This is a genomic window from Paenibacillus sp. lzh-N1, from assembly GCF_002872435.1.
Classification (GTDB): Bacteria; Bacillota; Bacilli; order Paenibacillales; family Paenibacillaceae; genus Paenibacillus; species Paenibacillus polymyxa_C.
The window spans coordinates 2395480-2415354 of record NZ_CP025696.1 but is presented as its reverse complement, the minus strand read 5'-3'; the positions used below and the strand labels follow the sequence as shown (position 1 = coordinate 2415354).

The window sequence follows — 19875 nt, the reverse complement described above, 5'->3', positions numbered from 1 at the left end:
TCATTAGGATTTTTTAGCTTTAGGGCGTTTTGCGCCGTATTTGGAACGAGCTTGCATGCGGTTGTTTACGCCTGCAGTATCCAAAGCACCGCGAACGATGTGGTAACGTACACCCGGAAGGTCTTTTACACGACCACCGCGAATCAGCACTACGCTGTGTTCTTGAAGGTTATGTCCAATACCTGGAATGTAAGCAGTCACCTCTACACGGTTCGTCAAGCGAACACGGGCATATTTACGAAGTGCGGAGTTCGGTTTTTTCGGAGTCATAGTACCTACACGAGTGCACACTCCGCGTTTTTGCGGGGCACTGATGTCGGTAGCTTCACGTTTCAAGGCATTAAAACCTTTTTGCAAAGCCGGTGATTTCGATTTCTCGATTTTGGCTTGACGTCCTTTACGAACCAGTTGGTTAATAGTTGGCATGTTGGTTGCCACCCCCTTCCTCAATTTTTGCTGTTACTTTATAAACCTTATCTAAGCCCACAGACCCAGGCGGTTCATAAAAGAACAAATGAAAAGTCTTTGCCGCCAAGAATAACGATTCCCTAGACAAAAACGTTCCTTACCCTATTGTTTTACGATAGCAGCCATCGCGGCTCCCACTTCAATCCCGCATGCAGCTCCGAGATTTTTCATTGTATCTACGAGAGTCACTTTGACCCCGTGCTTATTGCACAAATCAATGATGTTGGAAGTGAAACGCTGATCTGCATCTTCTGCCACATATACTTCCGAGGCGAAGCCCAATTCTACCATACGAATGGTTTGTTTGGTACCGATTTTGACATGAGCATCTTGCAGTCCCTGTTCTTTAGACATATCTCATTCCTCCGAAAAGACCCAATAGCATATAGGCTGCTCACGCACCTTTGCTATATTAGCATTGACTATGAACAATGTCAAGACAATTATCAACTATAATCTATTTAAACAAAGTAATACGTTACATTTTTATAAGAAGCACCGGAGCACCGTTGCTACAACCTTTACCAAAGCTTATATCTACGGTGTTCCGGGCTTATCATACTTTTTTTTATATTACTACTCAGCTGAAATGGGTTCGAGCTCCTCAGATGAGGATTGCCCCTCTTCAGGCTGGGCAAATTTCACGCTACGGTAACGGTTCATACCTGTTCCCGCAGGGATCAATTTACCGATAATTACATTCTCTTTCAATCCAAGCAACTGATCGACTTTTCCTTTGATAGCTGCATCTGTCAGGACACGAGTAGTTTCCTGGAAGGAAGCTGCTGACAAGAAGGAGTCAGTTTCCAAAGACGCCTTGGTGATACCAAGAAGAACTGGTTTGGCTACCGCTGGTTCTTGGCCGCTGAGAATTGCTATCTTGTTTGCATTTTCATACTCATGCACATCAACAAATGAACCTGGAAGCAGTGTCGTGTCGCCCGCATCAATGATACGAATTTTACGCAACATTTGACGAATCATAACTTCTACGTGCTTGTCGTTGATTTCTACACCCTGGTTCCGGTATACACGTTGAACTTCCTGAAGGATATAGTTCTGCACCCCGCGAATACCTTTAATACGCAGCATTTCTTTAGGGTCAATCGAACCATCCGTCAGTTCGTCCCCGGCTTCCACAGTCATGCCTTCGCTTACGCGCAGACGTGAACCATAAGTGACCGAATAGGTTTTTGTTTCAGCTTCACCCTGAATGTCGATTTCGCGACGGTCTTTCCCTTCACGAACCTCTTTAACTACACCGTCAATTTCACTGATGGTTGCCTGACCTTTAGGATTACGCGCTTCAAAAAGCTCCTGGATACGTGGCAAACCTTGGGTGATATCGTCGCCCGCTACACCACCTGTGTGGAACGTACGCATGGTGAGCTGTGTCCCTGGTTCACCGATGGATTGAGCCGCGATAATACCAACCGCTTCACCAATCTCAACGTGCTTGCCAGTAGCCAGATTACGGCCGTAACATTTTTTGCAGACGCCATGTTTAGCACGGCAGCTTAGTACGGAACGAATTTGAACTTTATCCACACCAGCTTTAACGATCGCTTCAGCTTTGTTGGAGTCAATCAGTTCGTTGCGTCTAGCCAAGATTTCACCCGTTTCAGGATGACGTACGGTTTCGAAGCAATAGCGACCTTCCAGACGATCGTACAGGTCCTCAATGACTTCTTTACCATCCTGGATGCGACTTACTGTAAAGCCTTTATCCGTTCCGCAGTCATCTTCGCGCACGATAACATCCTGCGCCACATCAACGAGACGACGAGTTAGGTAACCAGAGTCAGCCGTACGTAAGGCTGTATCCGCCAAACCTTTACGCGCTCCGTGAGTGGAGATAAAGTACTCGAGTACTGTCAGACCTTCACGGAAGTTCGATTTGATTGGGAGCTCGATAATACGACCAGATGGATTCGCCATCAGTCCACGCATACCGCCAAGCTGGGTAATCTGTGATTTGTTACCACGCGCTTTAGAGTCAACCATCATCATGATAGAGTTGTAGCGATCCATGGATTTCATCAAAATGTCTGTGATATCGTCTTTAGCCTTAGACCAAATATCAATAATCCGGTCATAGCGTTCCTCGTTCGTAATCAGACCACGACGGTACTGATTGGTCACGACTTGTGCTTTATCATCAGATGCCTTAAGAATATCCTGTTTCTCTTGAGGTACAACTACGTCTGCCACAGCAACCGTCACACCTGCACGAGTAGAATACGTAAAGCCAAGCTGTTTGATCTTATCCAAAATCACGGCGGTTTCTGTCGTATGGTAAATCTCAAAGCAACGGGCGATGATATTACCAAGGTAATCCTTGCCCACTCCACCAGCTTGCGGAGCGTTCTGGATGGCTTCAGTAAGATTTACACCTTTCTCGTAAACAAAGAACTCTTCAGCAGTACCATACAGCAGGTTGGCACGAGTAGCGTCATTGATATACGGGAAGCTTGCTGGGAAAATTTCATTAAAGATAATTTTACCCACGGTTGTAATCAACATCGCATCCTGCTGCTTCTGTGTAAAGCTCGTTTTATTCAAAGCTTTAACCGGAATAGCTACACGAGCATGAAGACCCGCTGTTCCGCGTTGGTAAGCCGAGATAGCCTCATTCGGGTTGCGAAGGATCATGTTACTTCCTTCTTCTTCCTTGTTGTCCATAGTCAAATAGAATGAGCCGAGGACCATATCCTGGGAAGGAGTAACAACAGGCTTGCCGTCTTTTGGATTCAAAATGTTACCGGATGCCAGCATGAGCAAACGAGCTTCCGCTTGAGCCTCTGCAGACAGCGGAACGTGAACCGCCATTTGGTCACCGTCAAAGTCGGCATTGTATGCCGTACATACGAGCGGATGCAAACGAATCGCACGACCTTCAACCAAGATCGGTTCAAACGCTTGAATACCTAGTCTATGCAGCGTAGGGGCACGGTTTAGAAGAACCGGATGCTCCTTGATTACTTCTTCGAGTACATCCCACACTTCAGCACTCACACGCTCTACTTTACGCTTCGCGCTCTTAATGTTGTGTGCCAAACCTTTGTTAACAAGCTCTTTCATAACAAAAGGCTTGAACAGCTCCAGCGCCATTTCTTTCGGCAGACCGCATTGGTACATCTTCAAGTACGGGCCTACTACGATAACGGAACGACCAGAATAGTCAACCCGTTTCCCGAGCAAGTTTTGACGAAAACGTCCTTGTTTACCTTTCAGCATGTGGCTGAGGGATTTCAAAGGACGATTACCCGGACCTGTAACAGGACGACCACGACGACCATTATCAATCAGAGCGTCAACAGCTTCCTGCAGCATCCGTTTTTCATTTTGCACGATAATATCTGGCGCACCCAGATCTAACAAGCGTTTCAGACGGTTATTACGGTTAATAACCCGACGATACAGGTCATTAAGGTCAGAAGTAGCAAAACGTCCACCGTCCAGCTGTACCATTGGACGAAGCTCAGGAGGAATAACAGGCAGTACGTCCATGATCATCCAATCCGGTTGGTTACCAGAGTTACGGAATGCCTCAATAACTTCAAGGCGTTTGATCGCACGGTTTCGACGTTGCCCTTGAGCTGTACGTAGCTCTTCTTTCAAGAATTCCAATTCTTTGTCTATATCTAAATCTTGAAGAAGCTTTTTAACCGCTTCAGCACCCATTCCCGCCTGGAATCCGTAGCCATATTTCTCACGGTAGCTGCGGTATTCTTTCTCGGACAGGAGTTGCTTTTTCTCCAAAGGCGTATCTCCTGGATCGGTTACAACATAAGATGCGAAGTAAATGATCTCTTCCAAAGATCTTGGAGACATATCAAGAGCAAGACCCATACGACTCGGAATGCCTTTGAAGTACCAAATGTGCGATACAGGAGCAGCCAACTCAATGTGGCCCATACGCTCACGGCGAACCTTAGCGCGAGTAACTTCTACTCCACAGCGGTCACAGACAACACCTTTATAGCGTACACGTTTGTACTTACCACAGTGACATTCCCAATCTTTCGTAGGTCCGAAAATTTTCTCGCAAAATAGTCCTTCTTTTTCCGGTTTAAGCGTACGATAGTTAATCGTCTCCGGTTTTTTGACTTCTCCGCGGGACCAAGAACGAATCTTTTCGGGGGAAGCAAGCCCGATTTTCATATATTCGAAATTGTTAACGTCCAACAAGGAGCAACCCTCCTTAACCAAATCCTGAGTTTTTAGGTTTGATACCGCCCGGCAGCACCGGGCGGTATCAAGAAGCCTGATCCATCCAAAAATGGATCAAAGCATATAACAAAGCTGATACGAGTCAGTCAGCAGTCACACTACTCTACGCCAACCTCAGAGCCTTCCAGATTCAAACTCAGCTTATCGCCAGTTGTGTCATCTTCATCATCAAGCTCTCTCATTTCGATCTCTTGTTCGTCTTCAGACAGAATCTTCACGTCCATACCTAAGCTTTGCAGCTCTTTGATCAAGACCTTGAATGATTCAGGAACACCTGGTTCAGGGACATTTTCACCTTTGACGATGGATTCGTAAGTTTTAACACGTCCAACCACATCATCGGATTTCACAGTCAAAATTTCCTGAAGCGTGTACGCTGCACCGTAAGCTTCCAGTGCCCATACTTCCATCTCCCCGAAGCGCTGACCACCGAATTGAGCTTTACCACCCAATGGCTGTTGCGTAACGAGAGAGTAAGGACCTGTAGAACGGGCATGGATTTTATCGTCTACCATGTGCGCCAGTTTGATCATGTGCATGACACCGACAGTAACTTCACGTTCAAAACGATCACCTGTACGTCCATCATACAACACCGTTTTACCATTGCGTTGCATACCCGCTTCTTCCATCGTATCAAATACGTCATATTCCTTGGCACCATCGAATACTGGAGTTGCCACATGAATACCAAGACGCATTGCAGCCATACCCAGATGCACTTCAAGCACCTGTCCGATGTTCATCCGCGAAGGTACGCCCAGCGGGTTCAGTACGACTTGTACTGGGGTGCCATCCGGCAAGAATGGCATATCTTCTTCAGGCAGAATACGGGCAACGACACCCTTGTTACCGTGACGTCCAGCCATTTTATCGCCTTCGGAAATTTTACGTTTTTGAGCAATGTATACGCGCACCAGCTGGTTTACACCCGGTGGCAGCTCATCGCCATTTTCACGTGTAAATACTTTAACATCTACAACGATCCCGTCGGTTCCGTGAGGAACTCTCAAGGAAGTATCACGAACCTCGCGTGCCTTCTCACCGAAGATCGCATGCAATAGACGTTCTTCAGCTGTCAACTCAGTCACACCCTTAGGTGTTACTTTACCAACAAGAATGTCACCTGCGGCGATTTCCGCACCGATGCGAATGATGCCGCGTTCATCTAGATTGCGAAGCGCTTCTTCACCAACATTCGGAATATCACGAGTGATTTCTTCTGGTCCAAGCTTCGTATCACGAGCTTCAGATTCGTATTCCTCGATATGGATCGAGGTATATACATCCTCTTTAACCAGCTTCTCGCTCAGCAAGATCGCATCCTCGTAGTTATAACCTTCCCAAGTCATGAACGCTACGACAACGTTACGTCCCAGTGCCAACTCACCCATCTCGGTGGAAGGACCATCGGCAAGAATATCGCCAACCTTGACAATATCGCCTCTGTTCACAATCGGACGCTGATTAATGCATGTTCCTTGGTTAGAACGCATAAATTTGTGTAATTTATACTTAACAATATCGCCTTTTACTTCAGTACCGTCTACCGTTTCAATACGACGCAGCCAAATTTCGTTAGCCGAAGAACGTTCAATTACCCCGTTGTACTTGGAGACAACGCAAACACCAGAATCTTTTGCAGACTTATGTTCCATCCCTGTTCCTACCAAAGGCGCTTTCGGAATCAGCAGTGGCACAGCCTGCCGCTGCATGTTGGAACCCATCAGTGCGCGGTTCGAGTCATCATTCTCCAGGAACGGAATCAGTGCAGTTGCGACCGATACGACCTGTTTAGGCGATACGTCCATGTAATCAACACGGCTACTTGCCATTGGAATAATGTTATCAGACTGCTTGTTATAGCGGACAATAACGATTTCATCCTTAAAGGTGTTTTCTTCTGTTAGTTCCGCATTTGCCTGAGCAACGATGTAGTTATCTTCCTCATCAGCAGTCAGGTAATCAATCTGGTCTGTAACTTTTCCGGTTTTCGGATCTACCCAACGATAAGGAGCTTCGATAAATCCGTACTCGTTGATACGTGCGAAAGTGGACAAAGAGTTGATCAAACCAATGTTCGGTCCCTCTGGTGTCTCGATAGGACACATACGGCCGTAGTGACTTGGATGGACGTCACGTACTTCCATGCCCGCGCGTTCGCGCGTCAAACCGCCGGGTCCGAGTGCAGACAGACGACGTTTGTGCGTTAATTCAGCAAGCGGATTTGTCTGATCCATAAACTGAGACAGCTGGGAGCTACCAAAGAACTCTTTAATCGACGCAATGACCGGACGTATGTTAATCAGCGCCTGTGGCGTGATTACATTAGCATCCTGAATCGACATTCTTTCGCGCACCACGCGTTCCATACGGGACAAACCGATCCGGAACTGATTTTGAAGCAACTCACCTACAGAACGCAAACGACGGTTACCCAAATGGTCAATATCGTCCGTACTTCCGATTCCGTGAAGCAAGTTAATAAAATAACTGATGGAGGAAATAATATCGGCAGGCGTAATGTTCTTAACCGATTTATCGATATTCCCATTGGCAATCAGTTTTACCACTTTACCGTCTTCAATTGGCGAGAATACATCGATCGTTTGAAGCGGAATATCGTTGCTTTCTAAAACACCACTAGCAACATGATACGTACGGTGTCCAACCGACTCTTCCAGTTGAGCCAAAATCTCGTCCAACAGGCGGCGGTCTACCATTTGCCCTGCTTCAGCAATGATTTCACCAGTTGTCGTATCAATCAGGGTCTCAGCAAGCCGTTGATTGAACAGACGGTTTTTGATGTGAAGCTTTTTATTGATTTTGTAACGGCCTACGTTGGCCAGATCATAACGTTTTGGATCAAAGAAACGTGCAACAAGCAAGCTCTTCGCGTTATCCAATGTAGGCGGCTCACCCGGACGAAGACGCTCATAAATTTCGATCAGCGCTTTCTCCGTGGAATCCGTGTTGTCTTTATCAAGTGTGTTGCGGATATATTCGTCATTGCCGAGCAAATCCAGAATCTCAGCATCAGTGCCAAAGCCAAGCGCACGCAGCAACACCGTAACCGGAATTTTACGGGTACGGTCAATCCGGACATAGATAATATCCTTCGCATCCATCTCCAGTTCGAGCCAAGCCCCCCGGTTAGGAATTACCGTTGCGGTGTATGTTGTTTTCGCATTCTTGTCGACTTTTGTGCTGAAATAGACGCTGGGAGAGCGAACCAACTGGCTGACAATAACCCGTTCCGCACCGTTAATAATAAACGTACCCGTTTCAGTCATCAGCGGGAAGTCTCCCATGAATACTTCCTGCTCTTTCACTTCCCCGGTTTCTTTATTAATAAGCCGGACTTTTACCCGAAGCGGTGCTGCATACGTAACGTCGCGTTCCTTTGCGTCGTCAACGGTATATTTGGGTTCTCCGAGAGAGTAATCGATAAACTCCAGAATCAGATTTCCTGTGAAATCTTGAATTGGAGAAATATCCCGAAACATTTCCCGTAATCCTTCCTCCAAAAACCAATCATAGGATTTTTGTTGGATCTCAATCAGGTTGGGAACCTCGAGTACCTCATTAATACGTGCATAACTGCGCCGAGTGCGTCGACCATATTGAACAAGATGTCCTGCCAACTTAAACTCACCCCTCATGTCTACTCACTTTAAAAATACATTGCGAACCTCTGTTTGTGACCTTATAATAAGACACATACAGAAGATTCGATCTTACAAATACAGAAAAGCCCTTACTCGAATGCATTCGAAAAAAGAGCGACGTATCTGCGGAATCCTCTTGCCGGAAGATCTTCATCACTTGTAGATTTGCCCAAAATGGTTATATTATACGTAATAGGTATAAATACTATACCCTGTTACGCATAAATCTATTGACATTTCAACAAACTAAAGCCATGGAGGGCATCCTAATACTGACATTTTATAATGATATCACAGACCAGGATTCAAGTCAATGGTCCTATTGCATTTTTCTAAAAGTTTTTTCTGCCTTCAGAATCCGATAACCTTTATCCTTCGTAACTTCCTCCACATAACCGAAAAGGCTCTCTATTTTAGCGCTCGCCGAAGGAGCACCCTGTTTTTTCTGGATGACGACCCACAAAGCTCCACCCTCGTTTAAATGCTCATATGCAAGTTCAAAAATGGTGTGCACCGTTTCCTTCCCTGCACGTATAGGAGGATTCGTCAAGATCACGTCAAAACGTTCGTGTTGCACTTCTGCAAACAAATCACTTTGCTTAATGGTGACATTTTTAATCCTATTACGCTCCGCATTCTCTATCGCTAGTTGAACGGCTCGCTCGTTAATATCAACCATTGTAACGTGTCCGTCTGGGACAAGCGTTGCCGCCGTCAAACCAATCGGTCCGTAACCACATCCTACATCCAATACCGAGGCATTTGTAGGAAGTTGCATAGCTTCGATCAGCACTCGACTCCCATAATCAATTCCCTGCTTTGAAAAAACGCCTGAATCGCTGGCAAATCGATAGGAACGTCCACGTAGCACTGTTTCTAAACTTCGTCGTTCATTCGCCGTCTCTGGCCGTTTGGAGTAATAATGATCAGCCATTCACGCCCACCTCTTTCGGTTGTACGGTCGTACTAACATCATAGCCTTTAGAATAATATCTCAGACCTGTTTATAATACCGTTTTACAGCAACAAACCCCTTGAAGATCACCTCAAGGGGTTTGTTTTAATTCATTGTCTGCTAGAGAGCAGTCAATTATTTTACTTCTACAGAAGCGCCTGCTTCTTCCAATTTTGCTTTAACGGATTCAGCTTCTTCTTTTGCAACTTTTTCTTTCAGTGGTTTTGGAGCGTTGTCAACCAGTTCTTTTGCTTCTTTCAGGCCAAGACCTGTGATTTCGCGAACTGCTTTGATAACGTTGATTTTGGAAGCGCCAGCGCTTGTCAAGATTACGTCGAACTCGGATTGCTCAGCTTCTGCTGCGCCACCTGCTGCGCCACCTGCTACAGCTACTGGAGCTGCTGCAGTTACGCCGAATTCTTCTTCGATTGCTTTCACGAGATCGTTCAGTTCCAATACGGACATACCTTTAATTGCTTCCAAGATTTGCTCTTTACTCATGGTTGAACCTCCATTTAAATTCGTATTTTTTTGTTCTTAACTGCTATACAGCAGGTTTAAATCCCAACTTATGCACTTTGCTCTTCTTTATCTGCAACAGCTTTAACCGCAAGCGCGAAGTTGCGCATAGGAGCTTGAAGCACGCTGAGGAGCATGGAAAGGAGACCTTCGCGGGATGGCAGTTCTGCCAGCGCTTTGATTTCCTCAACACCGATCACACGACCTTCTACAACTGCACCTTTCAGTTCCAATGCATTGTTTTTCTTAGCGAAATCGTTCAAGATTTTAGCTGCAGACACTGCATCATCTTTACCGAACGCGATTGCAGTAGGACCTGTCAATACTGCGTCCAGTTCAGTCAATCCTGCTTCCGCAGTTGCACGGCGGAGCAGTGTGTTTTTCAGCACTTGAAATTCGATTCCGGCTTCGCGAAGCTGCTTACGCAGCTCAGTTACTTGGGCAACATTCAGACCGCGATAGTCTGCAACTACAGTTGTTACGCTCTCGCGCAATTTTGCAGCTACAACTTCAACAGCTTCTTGTTTTGCTTGAATCACCTTTGCATTTGCCAAACTGTACACCTCCTGATCAATTTATCTACTTTGTTCGAAACACCCATTCTGGTGATCTACCAAAGTCGTTTTCATGAGCATGAAAAAAGCCTCCGTAGAGTACGAAGGCTTGATAAATCTACATGGACGGGACAAGCCCGTCACATGAAACGTTCTATCATAACACCTCGGTAGGAAATTAAGCCCGAAGGCACCTACTGTCTACGGTAAGCATATTCAACTTTAACGGTCAGTCACAATGACTCACAACTTTTACAGAATAACAAATTCAATTGAACCTGTCAATAAAAATATTATCTGTAAACAGATGCGTTCACACGTGCACTTGGTCCCATAGTCGAAGAAATAGCGATGTTTTTCAGGTATACACCTTTAGCAGCCGCTGGCTTCGCACGGTTCAAGGCTTCAATCAAGGCTTTAAGGTTTTCGTTCAGTTGTTCAGCACTGAAAGAAGCTTTGCCGATTGGTGCGTGAATTTGACCTGCTTTGTCGAGACGGTATTCGATTTTACCGGCTTTAATTTCTTGAACAGCCTTGGCAACATCGAAAGTAACTGTGCCTGCTTTAGGGTTAGGCATCAAACCTTTACCACCGAGCAAACGACCCAGTTTACCAACCTCACTCATCATATCAGGTGTCGCAACGCAGACGTCGAATTCGAACCAGCCTTGTTGGATTTTGTTGATCATATCTTGATCGCCAACAAAATCAGCGCCAGCCGCTTCCGCTTCTTTCACTTTGTCACCTTTTGCAAATACCAGAACACGTTGTGTTTTACCCGTACCATGTGGCAGGACAACAACACCACGAACAGCCTGGTCTTGTTTACGGGAATCTACGCCCAGACGAACTGCAGCTTCAACGGTTTCGTCGAATTTAGCAGTTGCAGCCTTTTTCACCAATTCAACGGCTTCCAAAGGCTCATAAGTTGCTTCGCTGTCAATCAGCTTAGCAGCTTCCAGGTACTTCTTACCATGTTTAGCCATTATCTTTTCCTCCTTATGTGGTATTAGCGGATATTCCTCCCACACTTACCGGACAGTCAAACTGCCGGCACACGTAGATTAATAAAATTAATCTACGATGGTGATACCCATGCTGCGAGCAGTACCTTCAACCATACGCATTGCCGATTCTACGGAAGCTGCGTTAAGGTCAGGCATTTTTTGCTCTGCAATTTGACGAACAGCAGCGCGATTTACAGTTGCAACTTTCGTTTTATTCGGTTCACCGGAACCTTTTTCGATTTTAGCAGCAACTTTCAACAGAACAGCAGCCGGTGGAGTTTTGGTGATGAACGTAAAAGAACGATCCTCAAATACCGAAATTTCAACCGGAATAATCAGGCCTGCTTGATCAGCAGTACGAGCATTGAACTCTTTACAGAATGCCATAATGTTGACACCTGCTTGACCCAAAGCTGGACCTACTGGAGGCGCTGGATTAGCTTTCCCTGCAGGAATCTGCAGTTTTACCATTTTAATTACCTTTTTTGCCATGGATGACACCTCCTTGACTCAATAGTGGTAGACGGACCTATTGATCCTCCCACAAGAAACCTGTAAGAAAAATCTATATTTTCTCCACTTGAGTATAATCCAACTCAAGCGGGGTTTCCCGTCCAAACATGTTGACGTGAACCTTAAGCTTGCTCTTCTCAACCAAAATTTCTTCCACGGAGCCCACAAAATTCGCAAAAGGACCAACTTTAATTCGCACGGATTCCTTAACATCGAATTCAATCTTCGGTTTCGGCTCTACCATGCCCATATGCTTCAGAATCTGTTCAACTTCTTCCGGAAGCAATGGCGTCGGTTTGGAACCCGAGCCTGTCGACCCTACAAATCCCGTAACACCTGGTGTGTTGCGTACAACATACCAAGAATCATCGGTTTGGACCATTTCGACCAAGACATAACCAGGGTAGACTTTACGCATAACGGTTTTTTTCTTACCGTCCTTGGTTACCAGTTCTTCTTCCATAGGAACAAGAACACGGAATATCTTGTCTTCCATGCCCATGGACTCAACGCGTTTTTCCAAATTGGCTTTGACTTTGTTCTCATACCCTGAATAGGTATGAACGACGTACCATCTTTTTTCCATATCAAGCCACCTGGAACCCTTCCTAGATAATCGCTTCGATCACAGCGGAAATGCCGATATCGAGAACCCAAAAATAAATCGTGACGAACGCAATCGTCCCTATGACAATCAGCGTATAGTTGGTCAGTTCTTTACGATTGGGCCAGCGAACTTTCTTGAGTTCAGCCCAGCTTTCAGAGAAAAAGGAAAACAGAGACTTGAAACTGCGTTTCACGCCGACTACACCTCCAAAAACTATCTGGTTTCCCGATGAGAAGTCTGTTCGTTACAGGACTTACAGAATTTCTTCATCTCCATGCGGTCGGGGTGATTACGCTTGTTTTTCGTCGTTGTGTAATTTCTTTGTTTGCAATTTGTACAAGCCAAAGTAATAATTACCCGCATGATGTGCACCTCCCGAAGACATCCAACACCGGAAGTCTCATAATTGATCCTAAAAAAAACCGCGAATTTAGGCCTACCTAAAACACTTTATCACACGGGGTTTTCCATGTCAACGAATGTTTGCATACATTTCGCAGTCTCGGTTGTGGTGCATTTTTACATCTGCCCATCCTTTGGAGCTGTTCTCTGAAATACTGCTTCAAAATCAAAGCGATATCTATTATTCATCTTTTTTAGTATAAATCATTTACAACACTTATAAACCTGCACAGCTTACCCAAAACGAATAAAAAAAGACTCAAACTCGAGCCTTTTCCATGTCAGCCTCTACTTTCAACTATCCCTTACTTCCAGATACTTTTCAAGTTTACGCTTGACCCGTTGCAGCGCGTTATCAATGGATTTAACATGGCGGTCAAGATCCTCTGCAATCTCCTGATACGAACGTCCGTCCAGATACAACATAAGTACCTTGCGTTCTAGCTCGCTCAGAATCTCGGACATTTTGTCCTCAAGACCCACAAACTCTTCCTGATTGATAATCAGCTCTTCAGGGTCACTTACTTGTGTTCCACAAATCACATCGAGCAACGTCCGGTCTGACTCTTCATCATAGATGGGCTTGTCCAGAGATACGTAAGAGTTCAGAGGAATGTGCTTTTGTCGTGTAGCCGTCTTAATTGCCGTAATAATCTGTCGTGTAATGCACAACTCGGCGAAAGCCTTAAACGAAGCAAGCTTGTCTCCCTTAAAATCACGAATGGATTTGTAGAGACCAATCATGCCCTCCTGAATAATATCCTCGCGATCAGCACCAATCAGGAAGTAGGATCTGGCCTTGGCCCGCACAAAGTTCCGGTATTTGTTAATCAGAAACTCCAGCGCTTCCCCATCACCTTCATGGACTGCTCCGACAATGTCTTCATCATTTTTGTAATCAAACTTTGACAACATGATATCTTTGAGGTCCACACTCACTAACAATCCCTCCGGCTGCAACGCAAGGTACCCGTTACTCTCTCAAATATACGACAAGTATACGCGATGTAACCTGATACCGTCAACCACAACAACCTAAAAAAGAAGAGCGCTAACAAAATTGTCAATGGTTTCAAAATGGAGGGTGCACCAATTATTGGATCATTCTCTTCTCCATCGTTCGAACAGCTTTCGAAGCTCCGGACTCAGCTTGGCATCCAACGAGTTGCGGGACAATTTGGCGTTATCCTGCTGAATTCGCTTCTGGACTTCCCTTTCAGATTCCTCAATCTCGATCAGCAATTCTCGTGCCGATACTCTGAGTGCTCCTTGGCCAAAAGCAACATGCTGCTCTACCTGATCACTTGTCGCTACGTAAACGCTTCTTCTCTTGCTGCTCAGCTCCCGAACCAATCGTTCGATGCATTCGTCGGCTGTCTCTTTTTCTCTCGTAAAATAAATCTGGACTTTGCTCTGGGCAAAGGTTTTACCTAATCCTGGCACCCTGTAAGCATCAAACACGACGATGACTCTTCTGCCCGAATACGCCTGATGATCCGCCAGTCGTTCAAGAAGTCTGTCCCTCGCTTCCTGCATACCAGATTGTACCAGCGCGGAAAGTTCGGGCCAGGCTCCAATCATGTTGTAACCGTCCACAAGCAGAACATCCCGCGTGTCAGCCATATCGTTAGCTCCGTGCCTGTCGTCCGCGCAAGACTTCGTACATGACGACACCTGCAGCTACAGAAGCATTGAGAGAATTGATTTGTCCCGCCATTGGCAGCTTGACAAGTACATCACATTTCTCACGGATCAAACGGCCCATTCCTTTATTTTCGTTACCAATGACAATCGCTACAGGACCGGTGAATACCCCATTCCCAAAGACGGGATCGGTTGCTGTAACATCCGTGCCAACTACCCATACACCTTCTTCTTTAAGACGGTCAATGGTTTGCCCCAGATTGCTCACCCGTGCCACTGGAACGTACTCCACAGCACCCGCCGATGTTTTAGACACCGTTACAGTTACAGCTGCTGAACGCCTTTTTGGCACTATAATACCGTGTGCTCCAGTGCAATCCGCCGTACGAAGGATAGAGCCCAAGTTATGAGGATCTTCAATTTCATCCAGCAAAATCAAAAACGGCTCTTCTCCTTTAGCACGAGCAATAGCAAGCAAGTCTTCCACTTCAGCGTAGGCAAAAGGTGCTGCTTGCGCAACCACTCCCTGATGCTGAATGCCTGGAACCATTTGATCGAGCTTACGCTTGTCTACCTGCAAAACAATGATTCCTGCTTTTTTCGCCTCAGCTGTAATCGGCAATGTCAAATGCTTTTGTGCATTATCCGCAATCCAAATTTTATTTATCGTCCTGCCTGAACGCAGCGCCTCTGTTACCGAATGCTTACCGGCAATCCATTCTTCTTCCATATCTAGCTTCCTCCCGGAAAACGGTTGATATTCAATTCATCCAATCCGTCTCCAATTTATGATTTTTCGGTATTTTCCATTTGTGCAATTCCGTACGTAATCAACTCTGTCAATCTGTCCAAATGTCCATCACAATACAGATAACCAATCAATCCTTCCAGTGCTGTAGCGTGTCGATACTCAAGCACATCAGCATTTTTGGGCAGGCTCCCTGACTTGGCATTTCTCCCTTGTCGGACAATGTCACGCTCTTCATCCGTCAGCACTGTTTCTAGCAACCCCAACATACGACACTGTGCCTTGGCAGAGACTAGCTTTGTAGCTCGTCGATGTAAATGATTGGGACGCAGGTTGGGGTGTGCCAACAGATATTGCCGGACAGCCACCTCATACACTGCATCACCAATGTAAGCTAACGCAATAGGGGGCATCAAGCGAGCCGGCTTGGACGCAGGATACGGAAACCAGTTTCCTGCGCCTTCCACAGCTCCTGAATTCAGTGGCTTATCACTCATTTCCGCCGCCACCGCATCCCCTGTGCCGTATCTTCAAGCACAATGCCTTTAGTAGCTAACAAATCGCGAATTTCGTCAGCTCTACCCCAGTTTTTAGTTTTACGAGCTTCGACACGTTCTGCAATTAACTGCTCAACTTCGCCATCCAGCAGTTCTTCACTCGGTTCTGAATAAATGCGAAGCACCGTATTCATCGAATGGAAGGTATGCAGCACCGCTTGCAATTCCGCCTGATTGACAACATCACGCTGCAACAAAAGATTGGCTTCGCTGACCCATTCGAACACCGCAGTAATCGCATCAGGCGTATTGAAATCATCATCCATTTTTTCACCAAATTGCTGCAATATCCCGTCAAGCTTCATTTGCAGCTCAGCCGATACTTCTTCATTACCTTTCAATGCAATGGCTAAACGATGCTTTACATTGGCGACTGCATTGGCAATCCGTTCGACACTATTCTCCGCCTGACTCATCGTCTCTTGGTTGTAGTTCAAAGGATTGCGGTAATGTGTCGACAGCATAAAATAACGTAAAGCCTCGGGCTTGTGACGAGCACGCAGATCTTTAACCAAAATACCGTTACCGAGTGATTTCGACATTTTTTCATTATCTATGCGAATATATCCGTTATGCATCCAGTAGCGAGATAATGGTTTACCCGTAATCACTTCAGATTGTGCACATTCACATTCATGATGCGGAAATTGCAGATCCTGTCCGCCTCCATGAATATCCAGCGTATCCCCCAAATAGTGACGAGCCATAGCAGAGCATTCGATATGCCAGCCTGGGCGTCCATCTCCCCAAGGACTTGACCAGTAAATTTCTCCCGGTTTCGCTGCTTTCCAGAGTACAAAATCCTCGGCATTCTCCTTGCGTTCATCCACATTGATGCGAATCCCAAACTGGAGCTCCTCCAAATTTTGACCTGACAGCTGTCCGTAGTCTTTAAACTTTTTGGTTCGGTAGAAGACATCACCATCATTCTCATAGGCATAGCCTTTGTCTACCAGATCCTTGATAAAATCAATAATCAGATCCATGCTCTCAGTTACACGAGGATTTATGCTGGCAGCAGGAACATTCAATCCTGCCAGATCCTCATGATAGGCAGCAATAAACTTCTCAGCAACTGCCCGAACCTCCATATTAAGTTCCCGAGCTTTGCGGATCAACTTATCATCGACATCCGTAAAATTCACCACATAGTTTACATCATAGCCCAAATACTCCAAGTAGCTGCGTACCACATCAAACACAATTACAGGCCGTGCATTACCAATATGAATGTAATCATACACTGTAGGACCACATACATACATTTTAACCTTTCCAGGCTCCAGTGGCACAAAAGGCTCCCGGCTCCTCGTCATTGTATTATAAATTTGAAGCGACATCGTTATGTTCCTCCCTCATGAAAATTATCCTTGTAATTTATTCTCTTGGGTCACCTGATGTTTCTTGAGCAGATTGCTCCTCCTTCAAATCAGACAATTCTGCTCGCAATCGTTCTATTTCCATTTGAAGAGACCGTATAGAATCGACGACCGGATCAGGCAATTGGTGACTAAGTCGATCTGGACGTCTGCCATCCTGTCTGACCACTCGCCCTGGGATGCCCACTACCGTACTGTTTGGCGGAACTTCTTTTAGCACAACCGAGTTGGAGCCAATGTTGGATTGCGCCCCAATCGTAAATGAACCCAATATTTTTGCACCGGAGCCTATAACGACATTATTCCCAATGGTGGGGTGGCGCTTCCCTTTCTCTTTTCCAGTCCCTCCAAGAGTAACTCCCTGATACAACACGACATCGTCGCCTATTTCACAGGTTTCGCCAATGACAACACCCATGCCGTGGTCAATGAACAGCCGATCTCCGATACGAGCGCCAGGATGAATTTCAATTCCTGTCATAAACCTCGATACCTGGGATATAACACGGGCTAGAGTACACCACTTTCGCAAATAAAACCAATGTGCGATTCGGTGTGCCCAAAGGGCATGAACGCCAGAATACGTAAAAATGACTTCCAGCTTACTCCGGGCGGCCGGATCATTATCCAAAACAGTTTGAATATCGGATTTGAAATGCCTGAACATGTCGCCCTCCTCTTCCCTCCATATCCTCGCCGCATCACACTTCAGATTTCGCCAATTTTCGTAGTCACTAGCACGCTTCGACAATTTTCAATCTACAGCGAGTCTAAATCTGATAAAAATGAAAAAGCGCCTCCGCAGCCTAGGCTGCAGAGACGCATATACGTGGTCCCACTCTGCTTCGAACATATCTGCTACAAAAAAAGCAAAAAAGTCCGTCTTTGGCGTCCTGTAACGGGAACGAATCGGCAAGCCCTTGCCGCATTAGCATTGTAGGCTAACGAGGGTTCGGGCGCACGGCTCCCAGGCGCATTTCCTCCGCAGGTCATCTAGACGGTTCTCAGCCTGGGGTTTCCCCTCGACCGTCCTCTCTGGTAGATGCCCTTATGCAGTGTACTTCTCCTGTTCGCAGCCTTTACACGTAAGTATCAATCCATATCAATGGAGTCATTATAGCGAAAAGACAACAAATTGACAAGAAATATCAGCCTTTAATTTGTGCCTTAAGACGGTCCAACACCTTGTCACGTCCAAGTAGATAGATGGTCTCGTTCAGATCCCGTCCATGAGTTTGACCTGTAAGGGCCACACGAATCGGCATGAACAGCTGTTTCCCCTTAAAACCAGTTTCCTTTTGAACTTCCTTGATCAGCTTGGCCATTTGTGGAGCTGTAAATTCCTCGCTCGTTTCAACCTTAGCTGCAAAGGCTCTAAGTACATCAGGAACCTGCTCTTCGGCCAGAACAGCCGCTGCATCGGCATCCAACTCCAGATGTGAACGAAAAAACAACTCAGACAACGCCACAATATCAGACGCTGAAGTCATTTGTTCTTGGTATAAGCAGACAAGAGCTTTAGCCCAATCCTGTTGTTCCGTCGATAATTCATTCGGCAACAGCCCTGCTGCCTGCAAATGTGGAATAGCCATGCTGGCAATCCGCTCAGGATCAGCTTTTTTAATATAATGATTATTCAAATAAGCAAGCTTGTTTGTATCAAATACAGCTGGGCTTTTGGACAAACGATTAGGATCGAAAATCGAAATCAGTTGTTCCCGATCATAGATCTCTTCCTCGCCTTCCGGAGACCAGCCCAACAGTGCAATAAAGTTGAATATAGCTTCCGGCAGATAGCCCAGCTTATCGTACTGCTCCATGAACTGAATAATGGATTCATTTCGTTTGCTGAGCTTTTTGTGATCCTCGCCTACGATCAGCGTCATATGACCAAAGCGTGGAGGCTCCCAGCCGAGAGCTTCAAAAATCATCAACTGCCGCGGTGTATTGGATACATGATCTTCGCCCCGTAGTACATGCGATATTTTCATCAAATAGTCGTCAACCGCTACGGCGAAGTTATATGTCGGAATACCGTCTTTTTTGACGATAACAAAATCGCCGCTTTCCTTGGAATTGAACGTAATTTGACCTTTAACCATATCATCAAACGTATATTCACGATCTTCTGGTACGCGAAAACGAATACTTGGTACACGGCCCTCGGCTTCAAAAGCTTGGCACTGTTCTTCTGTTAAATCACGGTGTTTTCCTGAGTAACGTGGTGTCTCCCCACGTTCCATCTGTTCTTCACGCTCGCGTTCAAGCTCCTCTTCCGTGCAATAACAGCGGTATGCCAGACCACGATCCAGCAAATCCTGCCAGTATGTTTTGTAGATGTCCAAGCGTTCGGTCTGGCGATAAGGTCCAAACTCGCCGCCCACGTCTATACTCTCATCCCAGTCCATACCCAACCATTTCAAATATTTAAGCTGGCTTTCTTCTCCACCCTCAATATTGCGCTTCACATCTGTATCTTCAATGCGAATAATAAATTTCCCGCCTTGATTGCGGGCAAACAAATAATTAAATAATGCCGTTCTGGCATTTCCAATATGCAGATGTCCTGTAGGACTTGGTGCATAGCGTACACGAACTTCCGTGCTCATATAATCTCCTCC

The 19875-nt window shown here is 45.9% G+C and carries 19 protein-coding genes and 1 other annotated feature; all 19 genes read right to left on the bottom strand.

Features of this window, described 5'->3' with window-relative positions:
• Positions 1-3: 3 nt before the first annotated feature.
• Complete coding sequence (gene rpsL / locus C0638_RS10880) at positions 4-426, bottom strand: 30S ribosomal protein S12 (RefSeq protein WP_007432587.1); 423 nt, start codon at positions 424-426, stop codon at positions 4-6.
• A gap of 144 nt (positions 427-570) precedes the next feature.
• Entirely contained in the window at positions 571-822 is a 252-nt protein-coding gene (locus C0638_RS10875; protein ID WP_013373271.1) for a ribosomal L7Ae/L30e/S12e/Gadd45 family protein, read from the bottom strand.
• Positions 823-1044: 222 nt separating this feature from the next.
• The gene (gene rpoC / locus C0638_RS10870) at positions 1045-4659 is read right to left on the bottom strand and encodes a DNA-directed RNA polymerase subunit beta' (protein WP_058712134.1); all 3615 of its coding nucleotides are present in this window, start codon (positions 4657-4659) and stop codon (positions 1045-1047) included.
• A gap of 140 nt (positions 4660-4799) precedes the next feature.
• The gene (gene rpoB, locus C0638_RS10865) at positions 4800-8345 is read right to left on the bottom strand and encodes a DNA-directed RNA polymerase subunit beta (protein WP_013373273.1); all 3546 of its coding nucleotides are present in this window, start codon (positions 8343-8345) and stop codon (positions 4800-4802) included.
• A gap of 343 nt (positions 8346-8688) precedes the next feature.
• Positions 8689-9303, bottom strand: coding sequence for a class I SAM-dependent methyltransferase (locus C0638_RS10860; protein ID WP_058712135.1), 615 nt, complete (start codon positions 9301-9303; stop codon positions 8689-8691).
• A 156-nt stretch (positions 9304-9459) separates the two neighbouring features.
• On the bottom strand, positions 9460-9825 hold the full coding sequence (gene rplL, locus C0638_RS10855; RefSeq protein WP_013373275.1) for a 50S ribosomal protein L7/L12: 366 nt from the start codon (positions 9823-9825) through the stop codon (positions 9460-9462).
• Between the two features lie 68 nt (positions 9826-9893).
• Positions 9894-10397, bottom strand: a complete 504-nt coding sequence (rplJ, locus tag C0638_RS10850) for a 50S ribosomal protein L10 (RefSeq protein ID WP_040102790.1) — start codon at positions 10395-10397, stop codon at positions 9894-9896.
• Positions 10398-10470: 73 nt separating this feature from the next.
• Positions 10471-10622, bottom strand: a sequence feature (ribosomal protein L10 leader region).
• Positions 10623-10690: 68 nt separating this feature from the next.
• On the bottom strand, positions 10691-11383 hold the full coding sequence (gene rplA, locus C0638_RS10845; RefSeq protein WP_007432594.1) for a 50S ribosomal protein L1: 693 nt from the start codon (positions 11381-11383) through the stop codon (positions 10691-10693).
• 87 nt (positions 11384-11470) lie between these two features.
• Positions 11471-11896: a 50S ribosomal protein L11 gene (rplK, locus tag C0638_RS10840; protein ID WP_007432595.1), complete on the bottom strand. Its 426-nt coding sequence runs from the start codon at positions 11894-11896 to the stop codon at positions 11471-11473.
• Positions 11897-11969: 73 nt separating this feature from the next.
• Positions 11970-12503, bottom strand: coding sequence for a transcription termination/antitermination protein NusG (nusG, locus tag C0638_RS10835; RefSeq protein WP_007432596.1), 534 nt, complete (start codon positions 12501-12503; stop codon positions 11970-11972).
• Between the two features lie 22 nt (positions 12504-12525).
• A complete protein-coding gene (secE, locus tag C0638_RS10830; protein WP_013312170.1) occupies positions 12526-12717 on the bottom strand; it encodes a preprotein translocase subunit SecE in 192 nt (63 codons plus the stop codon).
• A gap of 20 nt (positions 12718-12737) precedes the next feature.
• Positions 12738-12887, bottom strand: coding sequence for a 50S ribosomal protein L33 (gene rpmG / locus C0638_RS10825; RefSeq protein ID WP_013373278.1), 150 nt, complete (start codon positions 12885-12887; stop codon positions 12738-12740).
• Between the two features lie 333 nt (positions 12888-13220).
• Positions 13221-13865, bottom strand: coding sequence for an RNA polymerase sporulation sigma factor SigH (gene sigH / locus C0638_RS10820; RefSeq protein WP_016324748.1), 645 nt, complete (start codon positions 13863-13865; stop codon positions 13221-13223).
• Positions 13866-14027: 162 nt separating this feature from the next.
• The gene (locus C0638_RS10815; RefSeq protein WP_058712136.1) at positions 14028-14549 is read right to left on the bottom strand and encodes an NYN domain-containing protein; all 522 of its coding nucleotides are present in this window, start codon (positions 14547-14549) and stop codon (positions 14028-14030) included.
• A gap of 4 nt (positions 14550-14553) precedes the next feature.
• Complete coding sequence (gene rlmB, locus C0638_RS10810) at positions 14554-15300, bottom strand: 23S rRNA (guanosine(2251)-2'-O)-methyltransferase RlmB (RefSeq protein ID WP_058712137.1); 747 nt, start codon at positions 15298-15300, stop codon at positions 14554-14556.
• A gap of 56 nt (positions 15301-15356) precedes the next feature.
• Positions 15357-15815, bottom strand: a complete 459-nt coding sequence (locus tag C0638_RS10805) for a Mini-ribonuclease 3 (RefSeq protein ID WP_058712138.1) — start codon at positions 15813-15815, stop codon at positions 15357-15359.
• Positions 15812-17215, bottom strand: a complete 1404-nt coding sequence (gene cysS, locus C0638_RS10800; protein ID WP_058712139.1) for a cysteine--tRNA ligase — start codon at positions 17213-17215, stop codon at positions 15812-15814. The genes C0638_RS10805 and cysS overlap by 4 nt, the downstream gene beginning before the upstream one ends.
• Before the next feature lie 37 nt (positions 17216-17252).
• Positions 17253-17921, bottom strand: a complete 669-nt coding sequence (gene cysE, locus C0638_RS10795) for a serine O-acetyltransferase (RefSeq protein ID WP_058712140.1) — start codon at positions 17919-17921, stop codon at positions 17253-17255.
• Between the two features lie 481 nt (positions 17922-18402).
• Positions 18403-19863: a glutamate--tRNA ligase gene (gltX, locus tag C0638_RS10790; protein WP_058712141.1), complete on the bottom strand. Its 1461-nt coding sequence runs from the start codon at positions 19861-19863 to the stop codon at positions 18403-18405.
• Positions 19864-19875 lie beyond the last annotated feature (12 nt).

Bases quoted from the DNA above. Each gene is read 5' to 3' on its own strand.
- nusG (WP_007432596.1), bottom strand. From the start codon at position 12,503: ATGGAAAAAAGATGGTACGTCGTTCATACCTATTCAGGGTATGAGAAC.
- rplA (WP_007432594.1), bottom strand. From the start codon at position 11,383: ATGGCTAAACATGGTAAGAAGTACCTGGAAGCTGCTAAGCTGATTGAC.
- cysE (WP_058712140.1), bottom strand. From the start codon at position 17,921: ATGTTCAGGCATTTCAAATCCGATATTCAAACTGTTTTGGATAATGAT.
- C0638_RS10875 (WP_013373271.1), bottom strand. From the start codon at position 822: ATGTCTAAAGAACAGGGACTGCAAGATGCTCATGTCAAAATCGGTACC.
- cysS (WP_058712139.1), bottom strand. From the start codon at position 17,215: ATGTCGCTTCAAATTTATAATACAATGACGAGGAGCCGGGAGCCTTTT.
- rpmG (WP_013373278.1), bottom strand. From the start codon at position 12,887: ATGCGGGTAATTATTACTTTGGCTTGTACAAATTGCAAACAAAGAAAT.
- C0638_RS10815 (WP_058712136.1), bottom strand. From the start codon at position 14,549: ATGGCTGACACGCGGGATGTTCTGCTTGTGGACGGTTACAACATGATT.
- gltX (WP_058712141.1), bottom strand. From the start codon at position 19,863: ATGAGCACGGAAGTTCGTGTACGCTATGCACCAAGTCCTACAGGACAT.
- rplK (WP_007432595.1), bottom strand. From the start codon at position 11,896: ATGGCAAAAAAGGTAATTAAAATGGTAAAACTGCAGATTCCTGCAGGG.
- C0638_RS10805 (WP_058712138.1), bottom strand. From the start codon at position 15,815: ATGAGTGATAAGCCACTGAATTCAGGAGCTGTGGAAGGCGCAGGAAAC.
- rlmB (WP_058712137.1), bottom strand. From the start codon at position 15,300: ATGGAAGAAGAATGGATTGCCGGTAAGCATTCGGTAACAGAGGCGCTG.
- rplL (WP_013373275.1), bottom strand. From the start codon at position 9,825: ATGAGTAAAGAGCAAATCTTGGAAGCAATTAAAGGTATGTCCGTATTG.
- rpsL (WP_007432587.1), bottom strand. From the start codon at position 426: ATGCCAACTATTAACCAACTGGTTCGTAAAGGACGTCAAGCCAAAATC.
- C0638_RS10860 (WP_058712135.1), bottom strand. From the start codon at position 9,303: ATGGCTGATCATTATTACTCCAAACGGCCAGAGACGGCGAATGAACGA.